This is a genomic window from Psychrosphaera saromensis, assembly GCF_002954545.1.
GTDB classification, from domain to species: domain Bacteria; phylum Pseudomonadota; class Gammaproteobacteria; order Enterobacterales; family Alteromonadaceae; genus Psychrosphaera; species Psychrosphaera saromensis.
The window spans coordinates 539114-560659 of the sequence record NZ_MSCH01000003.1 but is presented as its reverse complement, the minus strand read 5'-3'; the positions used below and the strand labels follow the sequence as shown (position 1 = coordinate 560659).

Genomic DNA, 21546 nt, shown 5'->3' with positions numbered 1-21546 from the left:
GTTTTTTTACTAAAATGTGTTAGTTATCAATATATTAAAATGATTTAAGTTCTTGCTTACTTAACTCACCGTCTTTGTTAGTGTCGATGTTGCCGAAATTTGCCATTAATGTTTTGTTATTGCTTGCAGCAACTTCAGCTTTGCTTAATGAACCATTTTTGTCAGCATCAAACTGGCTTAATAATTTTACTAGGTCTGCTTTTGGCGCAGTAGCTACTTTAGTTGTAACTGGTGCATTTGCACTTGCGTAGAATGTAACTACTAAAGAACCAACGATAGCTAGAGTGATATTTTTTAAATTAAACATTTTATTTTCCTTCTTATTATTAAAATTAAACCCGTAGGTTTGTGTAGTATCACAATGGATATTGCACTCAACGTGCCAACTTGTAACCTATTGATATTTAAAGGAAAAGTGAATTTTGCAGCTTTGGTTGTGTCGCCAATTAGCAACAGTTAAAATATTTCAATTTAGTATCTTTGCAGTAAATTAAGGAAGAAGTTTAATTTATCCTTTAAAAACAATAACTAACATTGTTCTCCAGTAAGGCTTAATGACTGTCGTCAATTTAAGACAATGTTGTTTATCCTGCTCAAACAGGGTTAAATCAAGGTCTTGGTTATTTATTTTCAATATAGAAGTACATTAATTAATGCAGCAATGGATTAAAAACTTATCGATTTATCATCTGTCGATTAAAACACTGACATTGATGGGCTTTGGCTTAGTTGCTTTACCTTTGGTTTTTGCGTTTCTGTATAGTGCAAATCAGGTTAATCAATTATCTCAACAAGGTACGTCAGCTATTTTCAATGTAGCTGAGTTGGTTGAAAATAATCGCCAGATTAGCCAAACCTTAATCCGTCTTGAAAGGTTCGCAAGCCAATATTTAGTATTGAAAGAACAAGAGTTACTTAAGCAATACACAGAACAAAAGCATGAGTTGAAAACGGTTTTGGCACGCGAGTTTAAATCTTATAACGATGAACAGTTCTCTATTTTAGTGCAGCAGTTTGACGGTAAAGTAAAAGAGATAGATCAATTAATTCAAACGCCCTCGGCTAACTCAGTAAATTTAGAATTATTACAAAGTCGTTTTAAGCAGCTTGCACTGGTGAATCAAAAACTATCCTTGCACTCAAACCAGATCATCAATCAGCAAGCTAACAATATGGTGGCATCTGGTGATCAAGTTAAAAAGACCATGATGTTCAGCTTATTAGTTATCCCAATGACATTACTCATCGCTGGCGTGTTTATAGTATTGATTACGCGGCCATTAAAAGAGTTGATCAATAAAATAAAATTATTGGAGCAAGGTAACTTTCAATTACCTATTACGGTTGAAGGGTCAACGGAGATAGAAGAAATTGCCGATGCGTTAGAATTAATGCGCAGACGCTTACATGCACTAGAATTGCAAAAATCTAGCTTTATTCGCCATATATCTCATGAGTTAAAAACCCCACTAGCAGCGATTAGAGAAGGCACTGAATTACTTTACGATAACAGTGTGGGCGACTTAAATAACGATCAGCAAGAAGTCACTAATATTATTCGTACAAGTGTCACTCGTTTACAACGATTAATAGAAGACTTGCTGGATTTTAATATCGTATTGGACTCAACCAGTTTGCAAGATGCCGAAGTCATTAATCTAAACCAAGAGATTGAGCAGGCTTTGTCTTTGTGGGCGTTGGACATAAAAAGAAAGCAGTTAACTGTGATTAAGCAAGTTGATGATATTTCGTTGCAATGCAACAGTAAGCAGCTTAGCGTCATCTTAGATAACATCTTATCTAATGCGATTAAGTTCTCTCCCAATAAAGGCTCAATTACGATAAAAGCCTGGATAGAGCAGCAAAGACTACAACTGACCATCACAGATCAAGGTGTTGGTATTGAACCATCACTTTATAACAAAATATTTGATGCTTTTTATCAAGGACCGACAGCACACAATAGCCAAATAAAAAGCAGTGGCTTAGGGCTAACCATAGTGAAAGAATTGCTTATGCGCTTAAATGGCACCATTACGATTGAAAGTATTGCGTCAACCAGCACGACATTCAAAATAAGCTTGCCTAAAACACAATTAATGACACCGACAAAAATTCATCATCTGGAAAAATCTTAATTATGATCACCTTCTCAACTCAGCCATCTTTACTGCGAGTGACTTTGTTAATTGCGTTTTCTGTCTCACTTGGCGGCTGCCAATTAATGGCGAAAAAAGCCAGCGAAGATAGCGATAGCATTAAAATTGTCGACAAGGAACACTCTTCTTACGGTAACTATTATTTATGGATAAAAAGCTTAAATAATGATGAATTAATTGCCGAAATAGATAAACAACAGCTTAAACAATCCAGCGGTAATCAAGCCGCTGAATATAATTTATTACTGCTGCATAGCTTGCCAAACTCACCAATACATAATCCGTATATTGCAAAGGAAAAGCTGAATAAACAAACATCCCCACAACACTTTAATGTGGCTGATCTTGCTTTTATTGTGATGCTTAAAGATCAGCTTAATCAGCAGTTATTAATCCTTAACCGACTAATAGATAAAGATAAAACCAACACCGAAAGCCAAAAGCAGTTAGAAGTTCAGCAGCAATCTATTGAACAGCTAGAGCAGCGCACCAAAAAATTACAGCAACAGATTATTCAATTGAAGAATATTGAACGCTCTATTAATGATCATGGAACACCGCTATGAATGTGAATGAAATTGTTAATCTAGAAGGCGCCGCTGACGGAAATGACATTACTGAAAGCACGGTCGCCCAGAGCAAAGAAAAAATACTTATTGTTGATGACGATCCAAGCTTATTGCGTTTATTAGGCATACGTCTAAATGCGGCTAACTATCATGTTGAATCAGCGCAAAGTGCTAAAGAAGCGTTAGGTATTTTAAAAAGTTTTCAACCGCAGTTAGTGATCAGTGACTTACGTATGGAAGGAATGGATGGCATGGCGTTATTTGAAAAAATACGTCAACAATATCCGAGTCTACCTGTGATCATTATGACAGCGCACGGTACTATTCCAGACGCGATTAATGCCACCAAACAAGGTGTGTTCAGTTTTTTAACTAAGCCATTTGAAAGCCAAGAACTGCTAGACATAGTCCAGCAAGCCATTCGTTTACAGCCACTTTCAAGTCAAGGTAATGCTGATCAAGAAAGCCACTTATGGCGTGACAAAATAATATCTCGTAGTGGGGTAATGGAAACGCTGTTACAACAAACCTTTCAGGTAGCGAAAAGTGATTTCAGTCTATTAATAAACAGTCAAAGTGGTACTGGTAAAGAGTTATTAGCTCAGGCAATTCATCAAGCAAGTGAGAGGCGTACTAAACCTTTTACCGCCATTAACTGTGCAGCTATTCCAGAACAGTTACTTGAGTCTGAATTGTTTGGCCACAAAAAAGGCGCTTTCACCGGAGCAGACCAACATCATATTGGTTTATTTGAAGCAAGTGACGGTGGCACCTTATTCTTAGATGAAATTGGCGATATGCCAATGAGTTTTCAGGTAAAACTATTACGTGCATTACAAGAAAAAGAAATACGTCCGGTTGGCAGCACCAGCTCAGTAAAAGTGGATGTTCGTATCATTTCAGCTACCCATAAAAACCTGCAAAAGGCGATTAAAGAACAAACCTTCAGAGAAGATTTATATTACCGCTTAAACGTAGTTGAGCTTGTTCTCCCACCATTATCTGAACGCCGAGAAGATATCCCGTTATTAGCGCAACATTTTTTAAGCCAAACATCTGGGCAAACCACTAAGCAAGTTAACGGCTTTTCTCAAACGGCAATGGAGTTACTCATTTGTGCACCTTGGCCGGGTAATATTCGACAATTACAAAATGTGGTCGAGCAGAGTGTGGCTTTATCTACCGAGTCATTAATTAGTGAATCTTTAGTAAGAAGTGCCCTTAGGGAAGCGCCAAATCAGCATCCGTCTTTTCAAGAAGCGCGCGATCAATTTGAGCGTGACTACTTAGCTACCGTATTAAAAGCAACGGCTGGCAATGTATCTCAAGCTGCAAAAATAGCGCAACGAAACCGAACTGAGTTTTATAAGTTGTTGAACAAGCACCATTTAAATCCAGAAGCGTTTCGTGAAGTCTAATTAGAGCGGCTTTGTCGTTTTAATAAAGCGTCAGGTACTGTTTGGGGGATTTCACAATTGTTTCACTTTTTTACCGTTTCAATGACACGTATAGTATGAGGCTATCTTTAAAGACAAGTGGTCGCCATTTTCATTAAGAGCGACAACTCATCTTGTTAAATGTTGGAAACAAGTGTGAATTCAAACTCTAAAACTAGCGTGTTTAGTGTATTTAAAACCTTCCTAAAACTTGGGCTGACTTCTTTTGGTGGCCCAGTTGCTCATCTTAGTTATTTCAGAAAAGAGTTAGTTGAACGTCAGAAATGGGTCAACGAAAATCAGTATTCTCAGTTATTGGCCATCTGCCAATTTTTACCTGGACCAGCAAGTAGTCAAGTTGGTTTTGCTCTTGGACTATTAAGAGCTGGTTGGTTTGGTGCAATTAGCGCTTTTATTGGTTTCACTCTGCCCTCGGTTATTTTGTTAATTGCCTTTGCGTCTATTCTTCCTTATTTATCTGGTGAGATGGGTATTGCTGCCATTCATGGTTTGAAATTAGTCACTTGTGCTGTGGTTGCTGATGCAGTGTGGGGCATGTTTAATAAATTATGCCCGGACATCACAAGGCGACTACTGACCTTAGCTGTGATGTGCATGTTGTTATTCGTGGACTCGACTTGGTCACAAATGTTTGCTGTGTTCGTCGGGGCGTTAATGGGAATCTGGTTATGTAAACAACCTGAGGTTGAAACTGAAAACACCATTAATGTTCATTACAGTAAAAAGTTTGGTTTAATGCTATTCACTATTTTTACCGTATTACTGCTGATGTTTATGCTTGTTGGCGGTCATGATGGATTATTTACTATTGCTCAAATATTTTATAATGCAGGAGCATTAGTATTTGGCGGTGGTCATGTGGTGTTACCTTTATTACAAGACTCTGTAGTGGGAACTGGCTTAGTTGGTAATGAACAGTTTATTGCTGGCTACGGTGCATCGCAAGCCATACCTGGACCTATGTTTGCCTTTGCTGCTTACTTAGGGGCATTAATTCCTGTTGAACAAGGCCCTTTCTTGGGGGTTTTTGTCGCACTGATATTTATATTCTTACCTGGTTTTTTATTGGTGGGTGCTGCATTGCCTTTATGGCAGGCGGTTTCACATAGACGAACTGCCGCTAACGCCATTGCCGGTGTTAATGCTGCGGTGGTTGGTATCTTAGCTGCGGTATTTTATGATCCTATTTTAACCTCGGCTATTTCATCATTATTTGATGTGGCGGTAGCTGGCATTGGTTTTATTATGCTGATGTACTTTAAGCGCTCACCTTTGTTGGTTGTATTTTGGTGTATCGCTATGAGTATGCTTTCTTCGTATTTTTATTGAGCTTGATCAAATTGTTAAATTTATAAGTCTTTATACTGGTGCCCATTGATAATCAATTAGTGGGAATACCGCCATGGCGGAGATAGTGGATTTAACTTCTGAGCTGTTAAGCAAATACAATATTAACGGACCTCGTTACACTTCATACCCAACGGCACTGGAATTTTCCGAGCAGTTTGGTAATGATGAGTTTGAGCTAGCCGTTAACGAGTCTGACTCAAATTCCCTGTCTTTGTATATCCATATCCCATTTTGTCATAGTCTTTGTTATTACTGTGGTTGCAATAAAATTGTGACCCGCCATAAACACAAAGCGGACTTGTATCTTGATTATCTGATCACAGAAATAGCTGCACGTGCGCCTTTGTTCAAAACCCATAAAATCCAACAAATTCATTTTGGTGGTGGCACGCCGAGCTTCTTGTCTGAGCTGCAATTTGACAGAATTATTGGTGCGGTTAAGCAACATTTTACGTTTCAACAAGATGTTGAAATGAGTATCGAAATTGATCCAAGAGAGATTGAATTAGACCTGTTGGATCACTTAAAACAGTTAGGATTTAATCGACTGAGTTTTGGTTTTCAAGATGCTAATTTAAAAGTACAAGAAGCGATAAACCGAGTACAAGATACTGACTTTTTAGCTCAGCTAATGCAAAGAGCAAGAGAGTTAGATTTCAACTCGATTAACCTAGATGTTATTTACGGTTTGCCTCATCAAAGTGCGGAGCTTTTTGATAATACTTTGGCTACCGTTATTGAATTAAATCCAGACAGAATTTCTTTGTTTAGTTATGCACATATGCCGAGCCGTTTTGCAGCACAGCGTAAAATAAAAGACGAATGGCTGCCAAGTGGTAGTGACAAGTTAGCGTTAATGTTAAGAGCCATAGAGACATTAAGAGCTAAAGATTATATTGCCATTGGTATGGACCATTTTGCCAAGCCAAATGACGAGTTAGCCATGGCGCAACAGCAAGGCCACTTACATCGTAATTTCCAAGGTTATACCACTCAAGGTGACTGTGACTTGTTGGGCTTAGGTGTTTCTTCTATAAGCGCTGTGGGTCGTTCGTTTAGTCAAAATTTTAAAAGTCTAAATGATTATTATCAGGCCATCGACGCCAACTCTCACGCAATAGAAAAAGGGCTGCAACTGACTCAGGACGACGTGATAAGAGCTGAAGTGATCAAGCAATTAATGTGCAATTTTAAATTAAACAAAGCCAGTATTAATAATAAGTTTAATATCGACTTTGATGAATACTTTGCTTATGAAATATCTAATTTAACTATCTTTGTTAAAGACAATTTAATTGATATTACTGATGATGTAATACGAGTAAAACCAGTTGCTAAGTTATTGATCCGCAATATTTGTATGACGTTTGATGTGTATTTACAAAAACAATTAAATAAACAGCGTTTTTCTAGGGTGATTTAATTCCCTTTTGGTTACCTAATAGGCACAATACTAATTCTAAGTTATTGAATTAAGTGAAGCTTGTTTTGAATGAATTAATCACCTCCCCAGCTGTGTTAGCAATAAGTCTTATTGTTGTCTTTGTATTATTGATCCTGTTTGTTTTTTTACTGTTTAACAGTCGCTCACAGCTGAGCCAAGCTCAAAATAACATCAACCAAGCTGAGCTAGTTAATAGCAATGCACAAAACCAAATTACTGAGCTGCAAGGCGCTTTGCATGAAGCCAAAGAAAGTGCGGTTAACTTTCAAACCCAAGCTCAACTTGCCAATCAACAAATTGCTAGATATCAAGCTGATATTCAAGGTATTGAAACTCGACTGAGTGAGCGTGATAGTCAAATTCTAGAATTAAAACAGCAATTAGAAAATCAAACCGCCAATGTACAAAGAGTACAATCTGCGCATAACGACATTAGCAATGAGCTCACCGAATTAAAAACCTCGTTAACCGAAAAACAACTGCATTTTGAACAACAAAAACTAGATGTTGATCAGCAAAGAGAACAATTGAAAACTGAATTTTCTAACTTAGCCAATACTATTTTGGAAGAAAAAGGTAAGTCATTTAGTCAGTCTAACAAAAGCGAATTGGATTCAATTTTAAGACCGTTTAAAGAACAAGTTGAAGGCTTCCAAAAACGCGTTAATGAAGTGCATTCAGAGTCAGTAAAAGGCCAAGCGGGTTTAGCGGCAGAACTTAAAAAAGTATTAGATGTTGGTGTACAAATGAGTGGTGAAGCTAACAACTTAGCAACGGCACTTAAAGGCGACAAAAAAACCGCAGGTAATTGGGGCGAAGTTCAATTGGAAAGAACCTTACAATTAGCGGGATTAGTAAAAGGCGATCATTACGACGCACAAGAAAAGTTTATGGACACAGAAGGCAATCGACGTTTGCCTGACTTCATCATCAAGTTACCAGATGACAAACACATCATTATCGACAGTAAAGTCTCTTTGGTTGCGTATGACAAAGCCATAGGCGCAGAAACTGAAACAGAAGTGGCGTTAGCGCTAGATGAACATGTTACTGCGGTAAAAAATCACATTGATGACTTAAGTAAAAAAGATTACAGCAACTTAGTCGGTATGAAGAGCCCAAGCTTTGTGTTGATGTTTATGCCAATTGAACCGGCTTATATCGAAGCGTTAAAACACAAAAAAGATCTGTTTAATTATGGTTACGACCGTAATGTTATTTTGGTGTCGCACACAACCTTAATGCCTATTTTAAAAACCGTAGCTAACTTATGGCGCATTGAGCAAGGTAATTCAGAAGCCAAAGAGATCAGTGAAAAAGCAGGCGATATTTATAACCAAGTCTGCATTGTGGCGGAGCGTTTACAAAAACTAGGCAAAACATTAGCGACGGTAAGTAATCAATACAATGACACAGTAAAAGGCCTAGCCGGTAAACAAGGTTTGGCTGGTAAAGTTGAGCGTTTCTCGCACTTGTCTAATCGCGTGACTAAATCTATGCCGCAGTTAGAAGCGTCACATGCCGATGTTGAATACGACAGACTAGAGCTGGTGGCTGAAAGAGTAGAGCAACCAGAAAATAAAGCAAAAACAGATACAAATACAAACAAGGAAGATTAATGAGACGCCCTGCTAAATTCAGGTTACTTTTTTTAATTGTAGCCATCGTATCTTATTGGGTTACCAGTAAGGTAATGCCAGATACGGTACCAAGTGCTATTTCTTGGTTAGATTATCAGAGTCCTTGGTTTGTACTCGGCAATGTTATTTGGCTTAAATTATTAGCTGTAACGAGTTTATTCTTTATTGTTATCCCTGCATGTTATTGGTTTTTTGTGATCAAAGCGGGCGAGCAACCTGTGTGGAAAATCATTATGATTTTCTCATTAAGTTCTCTTATTGCGCGTTATCAATATCCTGAGCAAATAGCCCAGTACTTTGAATTTATTATGTATTTAAGGTACCCAATAATAGCAGTCTTGCTTATTCTTGAATTGTTCTTAATGTACACAATTGTTAAGTCGTTATGGAACGCTCGCAAATTATCTGGCGACCCTCGTATTCATACAAATATCAAATATGCGGAAAAATTAGCTAATTTGGGCTTATCAAATAAAGAGAAAGATAAATTAGAAAGAGAAAACGCATTAGCGTTGGCTTTTGCTTATGAACCAACAAGTTGGTATTACGCTATTAAATACTTTAGTCGTAATCATGTAAAAAATATTGCCAACATAAACTTGTTATCAGCGTATAGAATGCATTTGGTTTTCGCTCTTTTGGCGTTAGTAGGAGTTGCGTATCTTTGTTATTGGCTGCTGTTTGATTTTAGCCAAACCTTAGCCATCGTTATCGCAACGTTCGTTAGTTACTCCATCACTATGGTGGTGGCTAACCACAGAGCCAGCAGACACCATTCTTTGTACCTGATGGACGATCACTTAGTGATTAACGATTCGTTATGGGGACTATTGATTGTAGATGTAAACAAGATAGCTTCGTTACAAACAATCGAGAGCGAGCAAGGCGAATCGGCGAAAGAGTTAGATAAGGATCAAGACCAGTTAAAGATTGGACGTGGAGATGCAAACATAAGGTTAACATTTACCGAGCCTCAATCGTTTTTTACTGGCATGGGAATGACTTGCGATAAAGTCGAGTCTGTTAATTTGGCTGTTGATACACCTGAGCCAGTTATCCTTGAATTTAATAAAATCAGAAGTGAATAAATAAAGGGAAGTGAACGTGACGTTATATAAAGTAAATAAAAAAAATAAGACTAACCGTAACATTTTTGGGTTACTTTCATGTGTTCTTGGTAGTTTCATATTATTGACTCAAGTTGCCGTGGCAGCTGATACGAATAATCAGACAGATAAACGTAATTTCCAGCCAGCGCCTTTGGTTTCAATACCAACGCATGATGCATTTTTTGATGCTATTAAAGCACATTGTGGAAAAGCGTACTCAGGTAAAGTAACTGTAGATAATGCACCAGGTGACAGTTTTACCAATAAGCCTTTAGTTATGTTTGTACGTAAATGCAGTGACACTGAGTTACAAATACCATTTTATGTAGGTGATGATGCATCCCGTACTTGGATCATCAAAAAGACCGGTTCTGGTTTGTCATTAAAACACGACCACCGCCATAAAGATGGTTCTATGGATGACTCAACCATGTATGGTGGTCACACAGTAGATGCAGGTTATAACCAGGTTCAATCATTCCCTGCGGATCAATATTCTAAAGAATTATTTGTCAGTTCAGGTATTCCTCAGTCGGTGACTAATACTTGGCAAATGTTTATTTACCCAGAAAAATTTAGTTATCGTCTAATCCGTGAAGGACGTGAATTTAGAGTGGATTTTGACCTTAGCAAAGCAATCACACAACCAAGTGCACCTTGGGGATATTTCGATTAGTACGACACAAGTCGTCTAATCTAAACCTGCTATAAAGTAGGTTTTAGCCAATTAACAGATTAACAAAACAAGAGAAAATTAAGTTTGGAAAATATAGCGGCAGAGCATAATGAAACATTTAAACAAAAACGAAAGTTCATTCTTCGTTTAGGTAAAATGTTGCACAAATATGGCACACCAGCATATCGCTTGGAAACCCATTTAATGGAACTAGCGGATGCAATAGAGCTACGTTCTTCATTTATTATTTCTCCAACTTCTATGACATTTGTTTTATGGACTGAAGGCCACGAAGATGAATATACACATGCTGCACGTGTAACGCCTGGTGATTTGGATATGGGATCGTTGTCCCGCACAGATGAAGTTGTTAGTGATGTTATTTCAAATGTATTAACCATAGATGAAGCGCTTGACCGATTAGACGAAATCGAAAATATGCCAAGCCGCTACGGACGTTTTTCTACTGGGGTTTCTTATATTTTAGCTGGTGGTGCGTTTGCCATGCTAATGAGAAGTAGCTTAAACGATGTCCTTTGGGCAAGTTTATTAGGACTGGTTGTTTACATCTTTGTACTTTGGGGGCAGCGCTCAAAGGGCGTAACCAATATGCTAGAGCCTCTGGTTGCTATGGTATCGGCTTTTTGTGCTTGCGGCATTGCTGTGTATTTCGATGCATCCATCAGTATTCGTTTGGTTATTCTATCTTCCATTATTGTATTTATCCCTGGTTTAGCACTGGTTATTGGTCTAGCAGAACTATCTGCGCGGCATTTAGTTTCTGGTACAGTGAAGATCATGGATGCATTCATGATGCTGTTTAAATTGTATTTTGGTGCATTTCTGGGCATGGAAGTTGGTTTTGCTGTCTTTGGTCATTCAGAATACATTGGTTTACCACCTTTACCTCAATGGACAGTTTGGCTGGCGGTTGCAACTTTATCAATATCACTAATGATTGCTTTTAGAACCAGAAGAAAACACATGTTCTGGTCTATGTTAATTGCCTTTATTGCATATGCTACAAGTAGTTTAGGTTCAACATATTTTGATTATGGCTTAGGTGCATTTGTTGGTGCATTTGTGGTTGGTGTTTACGGTAATTTATTTACTCGTTTCGCTAAGGCGCCTGCGGCAATCGTGACGATGCAAGGATTGATTGTACTTGTCCCAGGTAGTAAAACATTTATTAGTTTAAATACTTATATTGCCGGCGAAGGTTTTGCTTATGCAGAACATGCAGGACAACAAGCGGTGGTTATATTCATGTCTATTATGGCTGGACTGATATTTGCGAACTCAGCATTACCTCCGAAAAAGAGTTTATAACACTTAACGTTACGAACTGCTCAAAAAAGCAAATGCTTTTAAGGCAACACAATTAATGATGAACAAGCTATTTTACTAGATTTGACTGGTAAAATAGTTGTTTTTCTGGTTAAATGCCGACCAATTTTTTACACCAATTTTGTCATTTCTTGACGAAGAATATGGGATACCAATTTCAGTGATCACAACTGCTAATATCACAATGCAATTTGGCGCTAAGCCATTATTTGAAAACATTTCTGTAAAATTTGGTAACGGAAATCGTTACGGTCTTATCGGCGCCAATGGCTGCGGTAAATCAACTTTTATGAAAATTTTAACCGGTGAATTAACACCATCAGCTGGTAACGTAAGTTATGGACCTGGTGAGCGTTTAGGTATTCTAAAACAGGACCAATTTGGTTTTGAGCAATTCTCGGTTATTGATACTGTGATCATGGGACACGCTGAATTATGGGCCGTTAAAGAAGAACGTGATCGTATTTACAGCATGGCTGAAATGTCTGAAGAAGACGGCATGAAAGTAGCGGATTTAGAAACTGAATTTGCTGAAATGGGCGGATATGAAGCCGACTCAAATGCAGGTGAATTATTACTTGGTTTAGGTATTCCTAGCGAACAGCATTACGGTTTAATGAGCGAAATCGCTCCCGGTTGGAAATTAAGAGTCTTGTTAGCACAAGCCCTGTTTTCAGATCCTGATTACTTGTTGTTGGACGAACCAACCAATAACTTGGACATAGACACTATCCGCTGGTTAGAAGATGTTTTAAACCAACGTAACTCAACCATGATCATTATTTCCCATGACCGTCACTTCTTAAACAGTATTTGTACGCACATGGCTGACGTGGATTATGGTGAGCTTCGAGTTTATCCAGGTAACTATGACGAATATATGTTGGCGTCCACACAAGCACGTTCACGTATGTTGTCTGACAACGCTAAGAAACAAGGCCAGATTGATGAACTTAAACAGTTTGTTGCTCGTTTCTCTGCGAATGCTTCAAAAGCACGTCAAGCAACGTCTCGTCAGAAACAAATGGAAAAAATCAAACTTGATGATGTAAAAGCATCAAGTCGTGTAAATCCATTTATTCGTTTTGAACAAGAAAAGAAATTATATCGTCAGTCACTAATTGTTGAAGGTTTATCTAAAGGATTTGATGAAGGTCCATTATTTAAAGACTTCGATTTTATGGTTGAAGTTGGTGAACGTATTGCGATTATTGGTGAAAATGGTGCAGGTAAAACGACATTCTTACGTTGTTTACAAGGCGATTTAACCCCAGATTCTGGCGATATTAAATGGTCTGAAGGTGGCAAAATTGCCTATTATGCACAGGATCATGCTTCTGATTTTGAAACTGACATGAACTTATTCGACTGGATGAGCCAATGGCGCCGTGAAACTGATGATGAGCAATCAATCCGTGGTTTCTTAGGCCGTATGTTGTTCTCTTCTGACGATATTAAAAAGTCAGTTAAAGTATTATCAGGTGGTGAACAAGGTCGTATGTTGTTCGGTAAAATGATGATGGCATTGCCAAACATTTTATTGATGGATGAACCAACCAACCACATGGATATGGAATCTATCGAGTCATTAAACATGGCGTTGGAACAATACGACGGTACTTTGATGTTTGTCAGTCACGACCGTCAGTTTGTATCTTCATTGGCCACTCGTGTTATAGAGATCAAAAAAGATAAAATCATCGACTTCAAAGGTACTTATGAAGAGTACTTGGCAAGCCAAGGTGTAGAAGCTTAAGGTTTTAGCTAATTATTAGTTTTAGTTAATAAGTACCTTTAGCTAGGAACTGTTAGCTACTTAAAAATCTCGTTGCTGTGATCATGTATTGATCATGTATTGATCATAGCGCGAGATTTTTTGTATCTGGTGTTGGTATTACGAACATCTAGTAGCTCATATCTGTCTGACAGTTTCGATAAATAGGTTTAGATTCCGTCTAATAGGCAGCTAAGAGCGAGGAACGGACGCTCGGTCAAACTCATTTCTGGACAGAAACGAGTTAGGGATGTTGAACGCCGCCATTTGCGGTCGTTCGTACAAGGTAGAATTGATAGTAAAAACTTGTGGAATGGGACGTTCAGTAACGCCTCATTAAGAGGCAAAAAATAGTTGGTTAAAATAAGCGAGGTACGAGCAAAAACCAACTGTTTTTTGTCCTTTTAAACGACTTGTTATATTTTTTATTAACCAGCACTCCAATCCAATTGAACTTCATGTTTTGTTTTTACAGCTTTTCCATTCAATTCAGCAGGTTTATAAATCCAACGTTTAAGTGCACGAAGCGCTTCCTTGTCGAAAACACCTTTAGGAACAGACTCTAATACCGTTATTTTATCTACTTTTCCCGATTCATTAATTGTACATTCAGCTTTAACATAGCCATTAATTCCCTTAATGCCTTCTGGATATCGAGGTTCTATTCTCATAATAGGAACAGAAGGATTTGTAACTAACGAATTATCATATACTTTTGAATCTGTTGACGCACAGCCGGCTAATAGAAGAACAGCTATAGCTAAATATTTTCTCATATTCTGAATTACTCCATAAAAATATAACGCCTGAATAATGTGTGAACTAGTTTGGCAGTTTTATTGCGTCGTTTGCAACTAAAAATGACAAACTAAAGTGAGTCACTATTCATTCTCTTGTTAGGTGTTTTTATCACTTTTGTCTGGAATATCATTGCACAAAGCACACTCTACACCTTTACGTGACTGATATAATCTTGAACATATAAACACTATTGTTGTAATCAAAGACCAAGTACAAGCAAAAATTAATGCCTCTTGAACTGAATGCTGTTTAAGCAACTCAACTATAAAAAGTAAGGCGGCTACTCCAAGAAATACTTTTAACGCTCTAACGAACCAAAACTTAATTCCCATTTGAACTCCAAATCTGAGAAACACCTAACAATTTAATCAGAGGACGACTGCCTAAGTTTCTGACAACGCGGTTCCTTTTATTTATTTTCACTATTAATACCAAAGCTCTACAACATTTACCACACTTTGTTACGTATCAACTTGGTTTTTTGTGTTCCCCCAAGGATGGGCATTGTTCCTGTTTTCTTGACTTGGTAGGAAATTCAGCAATACATAATAAATGGGGGCAGGTACACTTAATTTGGCTCTTATATTATTTCTCATAACTCGTTTTGGGGCATAAACAAGTTACATGTAACCGCCGCTTATAGCACATATGCGACTGTCAGGTTTGATTGATTCTTGTTAATCGAATCTGACAGCTCAAGTTAAGACTTGTTCACCTAACACTTGTTCACTTAAAACTAAGGTTATTAGCGCCTGATCTATCTTAACTAAGCTCGTTAGCTTTACGGTAATTGCCTTGGTAATCAAATATCTTTTCTTGTATCTGCCAAAAGTGTTTTTGTTTACGCGCTACGATAAAATCAGGTGGTGTTAACAAAGCCTGCTTTTCTAATACTTCTTCTGCGCTTGCAAACTTGGTTGGCTGTGCGCCATTTGCCATTCTTTGGCCAAACTGTTTATTAAAGTGATAACGAGCTTTATGATTGCTCATATCAAAATTTTCTTTTAATTCAGTGCCGTCTTCATCGTAATAGATGATATTGATCAGGTTGTTTTGTTCATTCATTGTCATACCCGCACAGCGTATTACCAAAGAGTTTTTGAGCTTTAATGCCGCTTTTAGCTTGTCATCTGGATCAATAATATCTTCATTACATGCATGGCAAACCCGAGCTGCAATATCGTTTTGTGCATTACAATGTTCACATTCTTTAAATCTAAAACGATAGTCACAATCTGTCTGTAATGAGCCTGTTTCATCGCCCAATACGTCGTCTTCAATTGCCTCAAAGAAGCCCTGACATTTTCGTCCATAATGTTCGGTTACTTTGCCTTCTTGATCTTTAATTCCCCAAAACGAATTAGCGAATCCGCAACTAGGGCAAAACACTTGAACCAACTCACTTCTGTTATTTGGTTTTTTCTCACCAACTTCTGGGTAAAAAATATTAATACCGTTACCGGCGTAATCAACCACTAAACAATCTTTTTTGTTGTCGTTTAGCCTCAAGCCCCTGCCAACAATTTGCTGGTATAAGCTGACTGATTCTGTCGGTCGTAAGATGGCAATAAAATCAACATGAGGCGCATCAAAGCCCGTGGTTAATACTGATACGTTCACTAAAAATTTTAGTTTTTTAGCTTTAAAGTCATTAATAAGATTTTCGCGTTCAATTAGTTTAGTTTTACCTGTAATTAACGCAGTTTGATTTGTCGGTAAATACCCCTGGATCTCTTTTGCGTGTTTTATGCTGGCTGCAAAAATCATCACGCCTTGGCGAGTTGTGGCTAACTGTTCTATTTGCTCAGTAATAGCTTGGGTAACTCTTGGATATTTAACTAATAATTCATTTACTTCTTTTTCAGAGTACTCACCGTTTTTATTTGAATCTAACGCTGAAAAGTCATATTGCGCTATGGGAGCGTCAACCATATTGGGAGGCGTAAGAAAGCCATGCTTGATCATATAAGACAAAGGTAATTCGTAAATGCATCGGACAAATGGTTTTGCCGAATCACTGCGCTTAATACCATGATGATGGTATTGATATATCCAGCCCATCCCCATTCGATAAGGTGTAGCCGTTAAACCTAGAATTTTTAACTCTGGATTAATGGTTTTGAGTTGTTGGACTATTTGTCCATATTGGCTGTTTTTAGCTAGAGCAGCCGGAGCAACAGCAGGAGAAGCCGCATTAGCACCAACATCTTCGTCAGCTTTGGTTTTTTGTAGCTGACTAACACGATGACATTCATCAATAATAACTAAAGAATATTCGGCGGCAAACGCATTTAGATTACGCACAACCGACTGCACGCTTGCAAAGGTAACTTGAAATTGTGTTTGTTTTAACTTTAACCCTGCGGAATATACGCCAGACTTCACTCCAGAATAATCACTGTATTGCACAAACTTCTTATGGTTTTGCTCAACTAATTCTTTTACGTGGGTAAGTACTAGAATTTTGCGCTTTGCCAGTTTGGCTAATTCAGCAATAACTAAACTTTTACCGGCACCTGTGGGTAACACGATAACAGCAGGATCGTTAGTTTTACGAAAGTGCTCTAAAGTGGCGGTGACCGCATCGGTTTGATAGGGGCGAAGTGTAAACATGCTTTATATAAGTTTTATCATTAATCGTGTTTGGCCTGTAGTTTAACAGGTTATAAAGCTTTCTCTTAGGGGCATATTTACATGTATATGATTTGATTTACTAATAAATCATAGCTAAGCGCAACATAGTTTTACATTTGAGTGTTAAATAAAACATTTATTTACAATTAGATACTCAGACAAATGTCACTTGTTACGTTATTATGTGTGTAATTTAATCAGGGTAAGAATTATTATGAATAAAAAATGGATAAAAATAGCAGCTCCAATATTAGCTTTTATATTTGGCATTGTTGGTATGAATGTTATAGGGGCGTCTGGCCCAGAAGAAGAAGAAAAAAAACCAGTCGAAACTCGTCCTACGGTAAAAGTAGAAAAAGTTAGTTCGCTTACTCACCAGGTTGTTATTACGGGCCACGGTGAAGTAAGACCTTTAGAAAGTACTATTTTATCTGCTCAAGTATCAGGTGAAGTTGTAAGTTGGAATCCTAATTTTGTTGCTGGCGGCTTAGTAAAACGTGGCGATGTATTATTTAACGTTAACCCTGATAATTATCAAGCTGCAGTATTGCAAGCGGAAGCGGCATTAACGAGCGCTCAATCTAGCTTAATACAAGAACGCGGTTTAGCCGATGTTGCTGAACGTGAAGCTAAAACCTTACCTAATTCAAGAGTCACTGATTTATATTTAAGAAAGCCTCAATTATTAAGTGCACAAGCGGCTGTTAAATCTGCTCAGGCAAGATTAAAGCTAGCGCAAAGAGATTTGTCTTATTGTGAAGTAAGAGCGCCATATGATGCGTTAGTTATCGCAAGAGATATAGGTAAAGGCCAAAACGTAAACCAAGGTGCCCGAGTTGGTGAAATTAATAATATCGAAACTGCAGAAATTATTTTCCCAATTGCTGGTTTTGACAGCGCATTTTTACCAAACCAATTATTAGGCTTAGAAGCCGACGTATCAAAAGATGGCCGTTATGCATTTAACCGACCGGGTAAAATCGTTCGTGATTTGGGTGTGGTTGATAGCGACACACGTATGACTAATATCGTTGTGCAAGTTGAAAATCCATACAGCATAGATTCTTCATTACCTAAAATGCAATTTGGTAATTACGTAACCGTTAGATTTAATGGTCAAAGCTTAAATAACGTATTTAAATTATCGCAAGATTTAGTGACTAACAATTCAGTGTGGGTCGCAACAGATGAAAATAAACTGGATATAAGACGTATTGAAGTTATCCGTGAAGAAGCTGATTATTTTATAGTGGGTAACGGATTAAAAAATGGTGACAATTTAATCCTTACATTGCCTGAATATCCGCAGAAAGATATGGACGTATTAATCGCCGGACAAAAAGACATCAAAGCAAAAGACAAGTCTGATGACGTATCTGTTGAGCCAACTAGCTCTGAAAAAGAATAGGGATTAGTTATGTCAACAAATGAAAAAAAGCAAACAGGGTTAATTGCCTTTTTTGCAAATAATAGCGTTGCTGCCAACTTAATGATGTTCTTCATTATTATCATGGGTTTAGTGAGCTATTTCACTATGCAACGCCAAATGTTTCCTAATGTAGAGTTTAACTATATACAAATCACGGCTACTTATCCTGGTGCATCACCACAAGAGATAGAAGAAAGTATCCTAATCAAAATAGAAGAGTCACTTAAAAGCGTGACTGAAATAACAAAGCAGACAGGACGTGCCTTTAGAAACTTTGGTCAAATAGAGCTTGAAATCGATCCAGATAAAAACTTGTCGGATGTATTAGATAAAGTTAAATCTAAAACCGATAGTATTGCGACATTCCCTGGTGCTATGGAACCAATTACGGTTTCACAATTAGAGTTTAACCAACCAGTTATAGAATTATCGTTAATTGGGGATTTTCCGGTACCTGAACTTAAACGTGTGGCCAAACAAGTTGAACATGAGCTACTTGAATTAAACAATATTTCTCTTGTTGATGTTTATGCCCCTAGTGAAGAAATTGCGATTGAAGTAAAGCCTGAGGTATTACGTAAATACGATTTAACATTAAGTGATATTTCGCAAGCAATCAGACGTTATTCAGCTAATTACTCAGCTGGTCAACTACGCACTAATTCTGGCGTGATATCTGTCCGTATTGAGAACCAATATTACAATGGTGAAGAGTTTAGAGATATTCCTGTCAAAATTGGCATGAATGGATCTAAGGTTTTATTGGAAGATATAGCAACAATAAAAGACGGATTTGTGGAAGGTGAAAATTACTCCAAGATGTCTGGCTTAAATGTTGTCAATATGTCGATAAAAGCCACCAAAGATCAAAATACAATTCCAGTTGCCAAGTCAGTTAAAGATTATGTTGAATTAAGAAATAAAACACTACCGATAGGCATGAAGCTAGATCCAATCGTTGATATGACATATTACTTAAACGCGCGTTTGGATATGATGATCGATAACTTATTTTACGGCTCGTTATTGGTTGCTTTGATGTTAGGTATTTTCTTGCGAGTTAAGCTAGCATTTTGGGTAATGTTAGGGTTACCAGTTTGTTTCTTAGGTGCTGTAATGATGATGCCTGTTTTAGGTATTAGCATTAATATTCTTTCTCTTTTTGCTTTCATCATGGTGCTAGGGATTGTGGTGGATGACGCGATTGTTATTGGAGAAAGTGCTTATTCTGAAGTTGAAAAGCATGGTGGTGGTGTAGAGAATGTTGTTAAAGGTGCTAAAAAAGTAGCCACTCCTGCAACTTTTGGAGTGTTAACAACTATCGCTGTATTTGCTCCAGTGTTATTCGCAAGCGGCCCACAAGGAGATTTTTTCTATAACATAGCGGGTGTAGCTATTTTATGTTTAGTATTTAGCTTAATAGAATCAAAATTAATACTGCCTGCTCATTTATCGCATATGAAAGTAACCCCAATAAAAGCGGGGAGCTGGCGAGAAAAATTCAATGCTAAGTTCTTTGGTTTTGTAAATGGACCCTATAAAAACTTTTTGAATAAATGTATCGAATGGCGCTGGCTAGTACTGATGGTATTCATTGGTTTACTTTTGTTAAGCATTGGACTCTTAAACGGTAATCATGTACGCATGGTTGCAACACCTAAAGTACCTCATGATTTTCCAAGTATTGAAATTGAGATGAATGAAACGGTTTCTGATGAAATGACCATCAATGCAATTAAAGCTATTGAACAGGTGATCATTAACGTTGAAAAAGAAACAGTTGCTGAATACGGTACTAGTATGGTTAAAGATATCCTTGCTTATAATAATGGCCGTACTGATGGCCGTATTATGGCGCCTTTGGTTGATGAAGAGTTACGCCCATTTGACACCTTTGAACTTGCCCGTCGCTGGCGTGAAAACATGCCGGTTATTCCAGGGATGAAGTCATTTACAGTGCAAGATGATGTTAACGGTGGCGGTAGCCAAGGTGAGTTTGGTTACTTATTATTTGGACCTGATATACCAACGTTAAATGCAGCGGGTAGAGAATTAATTTCAATGCTGCAGCAAGAAACTGGCTTGTACGATGTTAGCTCAACAATAGATCCAGCAAGTAAAGAAATACAACTAGAGCTAAAACCTGTTGCGTATGACCTTGGCCTTAATCTGCAAACGATAGCGAGTCAAATAGGTGCGAGTTTTTATGGTGGTGAGGCACAACGAGTATTACGTGAAGGACAAGAAATAAAAGTAATGGTTCGTTACCCTGAACTGACACGTGAACGTTTCTCTGAGTTGAAATATGCAATAGTCACTACGCCAACGGGTAAAGAAGTAATGTTAGGTGACGTTGTAACATTGACTGAAAAACCGGGGATTAGTTACATTCGCCGTGAAGGTGGCTATCGTAGTGTTTATATCTTCGGCTCCATAGATGAAGATGTTATTGCACCTAATGAAGTGGTTAAATCAATACAAGAAAATTTATTGCCAAAACTAAAAGAGTTATACCCAAGTGTTAAATCTGAGTTGGGTGGTCAAATAGAAGAAGACCAATCGCAACAGAGTGAATTTGCAATGTTCTTGATCGCTGGTTTGTTGATGATTTACATTTTATTAGCCATACCACTTAAGAGTTACTCACAACCATTGATCATTATGTCGGTTATCCCATTTAGTTTAACAGGTGCTATAGCTGGGCATTGGTTCTTAGGTTTAGATATGAGCATGATGTCTCTGTTTGGCTTGATTGCAGCCGCTGGGGTTGTAATAAACGATAGCTTGGTAATGACAGATTATGTAAACCAAAAACGAACACAAGGTTTCAGTATTAAAGATTCAGTAGTAGAGGCTGGCACCGCTCGTTTTAGAGCGATATTATTAACATCTATCACAACATTTGTTGGTGTATTACCAATTATGTTTGAAACTAGTTTGCAAGCTCGTTTTGTTGTGCCAATGGCGGCGGGACTAGGCTTTGCAGTTTTATATGCAACCGTTATAACCTTAATACTAGTACCTTGTTTGTATCTGATTTTACAAGATTTGGCGGGACCAAAAGCATATATTAAATCTAAATTCAGAAAAAACAGACCAGTTCAAACAAGAATAAAAGAAAGTTAATGACTATCGATTAAAATCGAGTTATTAATAA

The 21546-nt window shown here is 37.7% G+C and carries 16 protein-coding genes; 12 read left to right on the top strand and 4 right to left on the bottom strand.

Going from position 1 to position 21546, the window contains the following annotated elements; genetic code table 11:
* Window positions 1–34: 34 nt before the first annotated feature.
* Window positions 35–307, bottom strand: coding sequence for an EF-hand domain-containing protein (locus BTO11_RS02525; protein WP_105051104.1), 273 nt, complete (start codon window positions 305–307; stop codon window positions 35–37).
* A 346-nt stretch (window positions 308–653) separates the two neighbouring features.
* Between BTO11_RS02525 and BTO11_RS02520 the strand changes: the two genes are divergently transcribed.
* The 10 genes from BTO11_RS02520 to BTO11_RS02475 all read left to right on the top strand — a co-directional run bounded on the left by BTO11_RS02520 (window position 654) and on the right by BTO11_RS02475 (window position 13507).
* Window positions 654–2138: a HAMP domain-containing sensor histidine kinase gene (locus tag BTO11_RS02520; protein ID WP_105051103.1), complete on the top strand. Its 1485-nt coding sequence runs from the start codon at window positions 654–656 to the stop codon at window positions 2136–2138.
* Between the two features lie 2 nt (window positions 2139–2140).
* Window positions 2141–2725, top strand: coding sequence for a mediator of RNA polymerase II transcription subunit 4 (locus tag BTO11_RS02515; RefSeq protein WP_105051102.1), 585 nt, complete (start codon window positions 2141–2143; stop codon window positions 2723–2725).
* Window positions 2722–4146, top strand: coding sequence for a sigma 54-interacting transcriptional regulator (locus BTO11_RS02510; RefSeq protein ID WP_105051101.1), 1425 nt, complete (start codon window positions 2722–2724; stop codon window positions 4144–4146). Before BTO11_RS02515 ends, BTO11_RS02510 begins: the two co-directional genes overlap by 4 nt.
* 174 nt (window positions 4147–4320) lie before the next feature.
* Entirely contained in the window at window positions 4321–5514 is a 1194-nt protein-coding gene (gene chrA, locus BTO11_RS02505; RefSeq protein WP_219846451.1) for a chromate efflux transporter, read from the top strand.
* Between the two features lie 73 nt (window positions 5515–5587).
* On the top strand, window positions 5588–6958 hold the full coding sequence (gene hemN, locus BTO11_RS02500) for an oxygen-independent coproporphyrinogen III oxidase (protein WP_105051099.1): 1371 nt from the start codon (window positions 5588–5590) through the stop codon (window positions 6956–6958).
* A 65-nt stretch (window positions 6959–7023) separates the two neighbouring features.
* Window positions 7024–8598, top strand: a complete 1575-nt coding sequence (locus BTO11_RS02495) for a DNA recombination protein RmuC (RefSeq protein ID WP_105051098.1) — start codon at window positions 7024–7026, stop codon at window positions 8596–8598.
* Window positions 8598–9707: a hypothetical protein gene (locus tag BTO11_RS02490; protein ID WP_105051097.1), complete on the top strand. Its 1110-nt coding sequence runs from the start codon at window positions 8598–8600 to the stop codon at window positions 9705–9707. Before BTO11_RS02495 ends, BTO11_RS02490 begins: the two co-directional genes overlap by 1 nt.
* A gap of 118 nt (window positions 9708–9825) precedes the next feature.
* Window positions 9826–10404: a hypothetical protein gene (locus BTO11_RS02485; protein WP_105053639.1), complete on the top strand. Its 579-nt coding sequence runs from the start codon at window positions 9826–9828 to the stop codon at window positions 10402–10404.
* A gap of 138 nt (window positions 10405–10542) precedes the next feature.
* Window positions 10543–11733 carry a threonine/serine exporter family protein gene (locus BTO11_RS02480; protein WP_268245082.1) on the top strand — a complete coding sequence of 397 codons (1191 nt, stop codon included), beginning with the start codon at window positions 10543–10545 and terminating at the stop codon, window positions 11731–11733.
* Window positions 11734–11911: 178 nt separating this feature from the next.
* A complete protein-coding gene (locus BTO11_RS02475) occupies window positions 11912–13507 on the top strand; it encodes an ABC-F family ATPase (protein ID WP_105053637.1) in 1596 nt (531 codons plus the stop codon).
* A 446-nt stretch (window positions 13508–13953) separates the two neighbouring features.
* On the opposite strand, the gene BTO11_RS02470 is transcribed toward BTO11_RS02475, so the two are convergent.
* The 3 genes from BTO11_RS02470 to BTO11_RS02460 all read right to left on the bottom strand — a co-directional run bounded on the left by BTO11_RS02470 (window position 13954) and on the right by BTO11_RS02460 (window position 16939).
* Window positions 13954–14301 carry an energy transducer TonB gene (locus BTO11_RS02470; RefSeq protein WP_105051096.1) on the bottom strand — a complete coding sequence of 116 codons (348 nt, stop codon included), beginning with the start codon at window positions 14299–14301 and terminating at the stop codon, window positions 13954–13956.
* Window positions 14302–14421: 120 nt separating this feature from the next.
* Window positions 14422–14658, bottom strand: coding sequence for a hypothetical protein (locus tag BTO11_RS02465; protein WP_105051095.1), 237 nt, complete (start codon window positions 14656–14658; stop codon window positions 14422–14424).
* 430 nt (window positions 14659–15088) lie between these two features.
* Window positions 15089–16939 (bottom strand): DEAD/DEAH box helicase, encoded by a 1851-nt coding sequence (locus BTO11_RS02460; protein WP_105051094.1) that lies wholly within the window; start codon window positions 16937–16939, stop codon window positions 15089–15091.
* Window positions 16940–17174: 235 nt separating this feature from the next.
* Between BTO11_RS02460 and BTO11_RS02455 the strand changes: the two genes are divergently transcribed.
* Together BTO11_RS02455 and BTO11_RS02450 are read left to right on the top strand one after the other, a co-directional pair.
* Window positions 17175–18368 carry an efflux RND transporter periplasmic adaptor subunit gene (locus tag BTO11_RS02455; RefSeq protein WP_105051093.1) on the top strand — a complete coding sequence of 398 codons (1194 nt, stop codon included), beginning with the start codon at window positions 17175–17177 and terminating at the stop codon, window positions 18366–18368.
* Between the two features lie 9 nt (window positions 18369–18377).
* Window positions 18378–21515 (top strand): efflux RND transporter permease subunit, encoded by a 3138-nt coding sequence (locus BTO11_RS02450; RefSeq protein ID WP_105051092.1) that lies wholly within the window; start codon window positions 18378–18380, stop codon window positions 21513–21515.
* Window positions 21516–21546 lie beyond the last annotated feature (31 nt).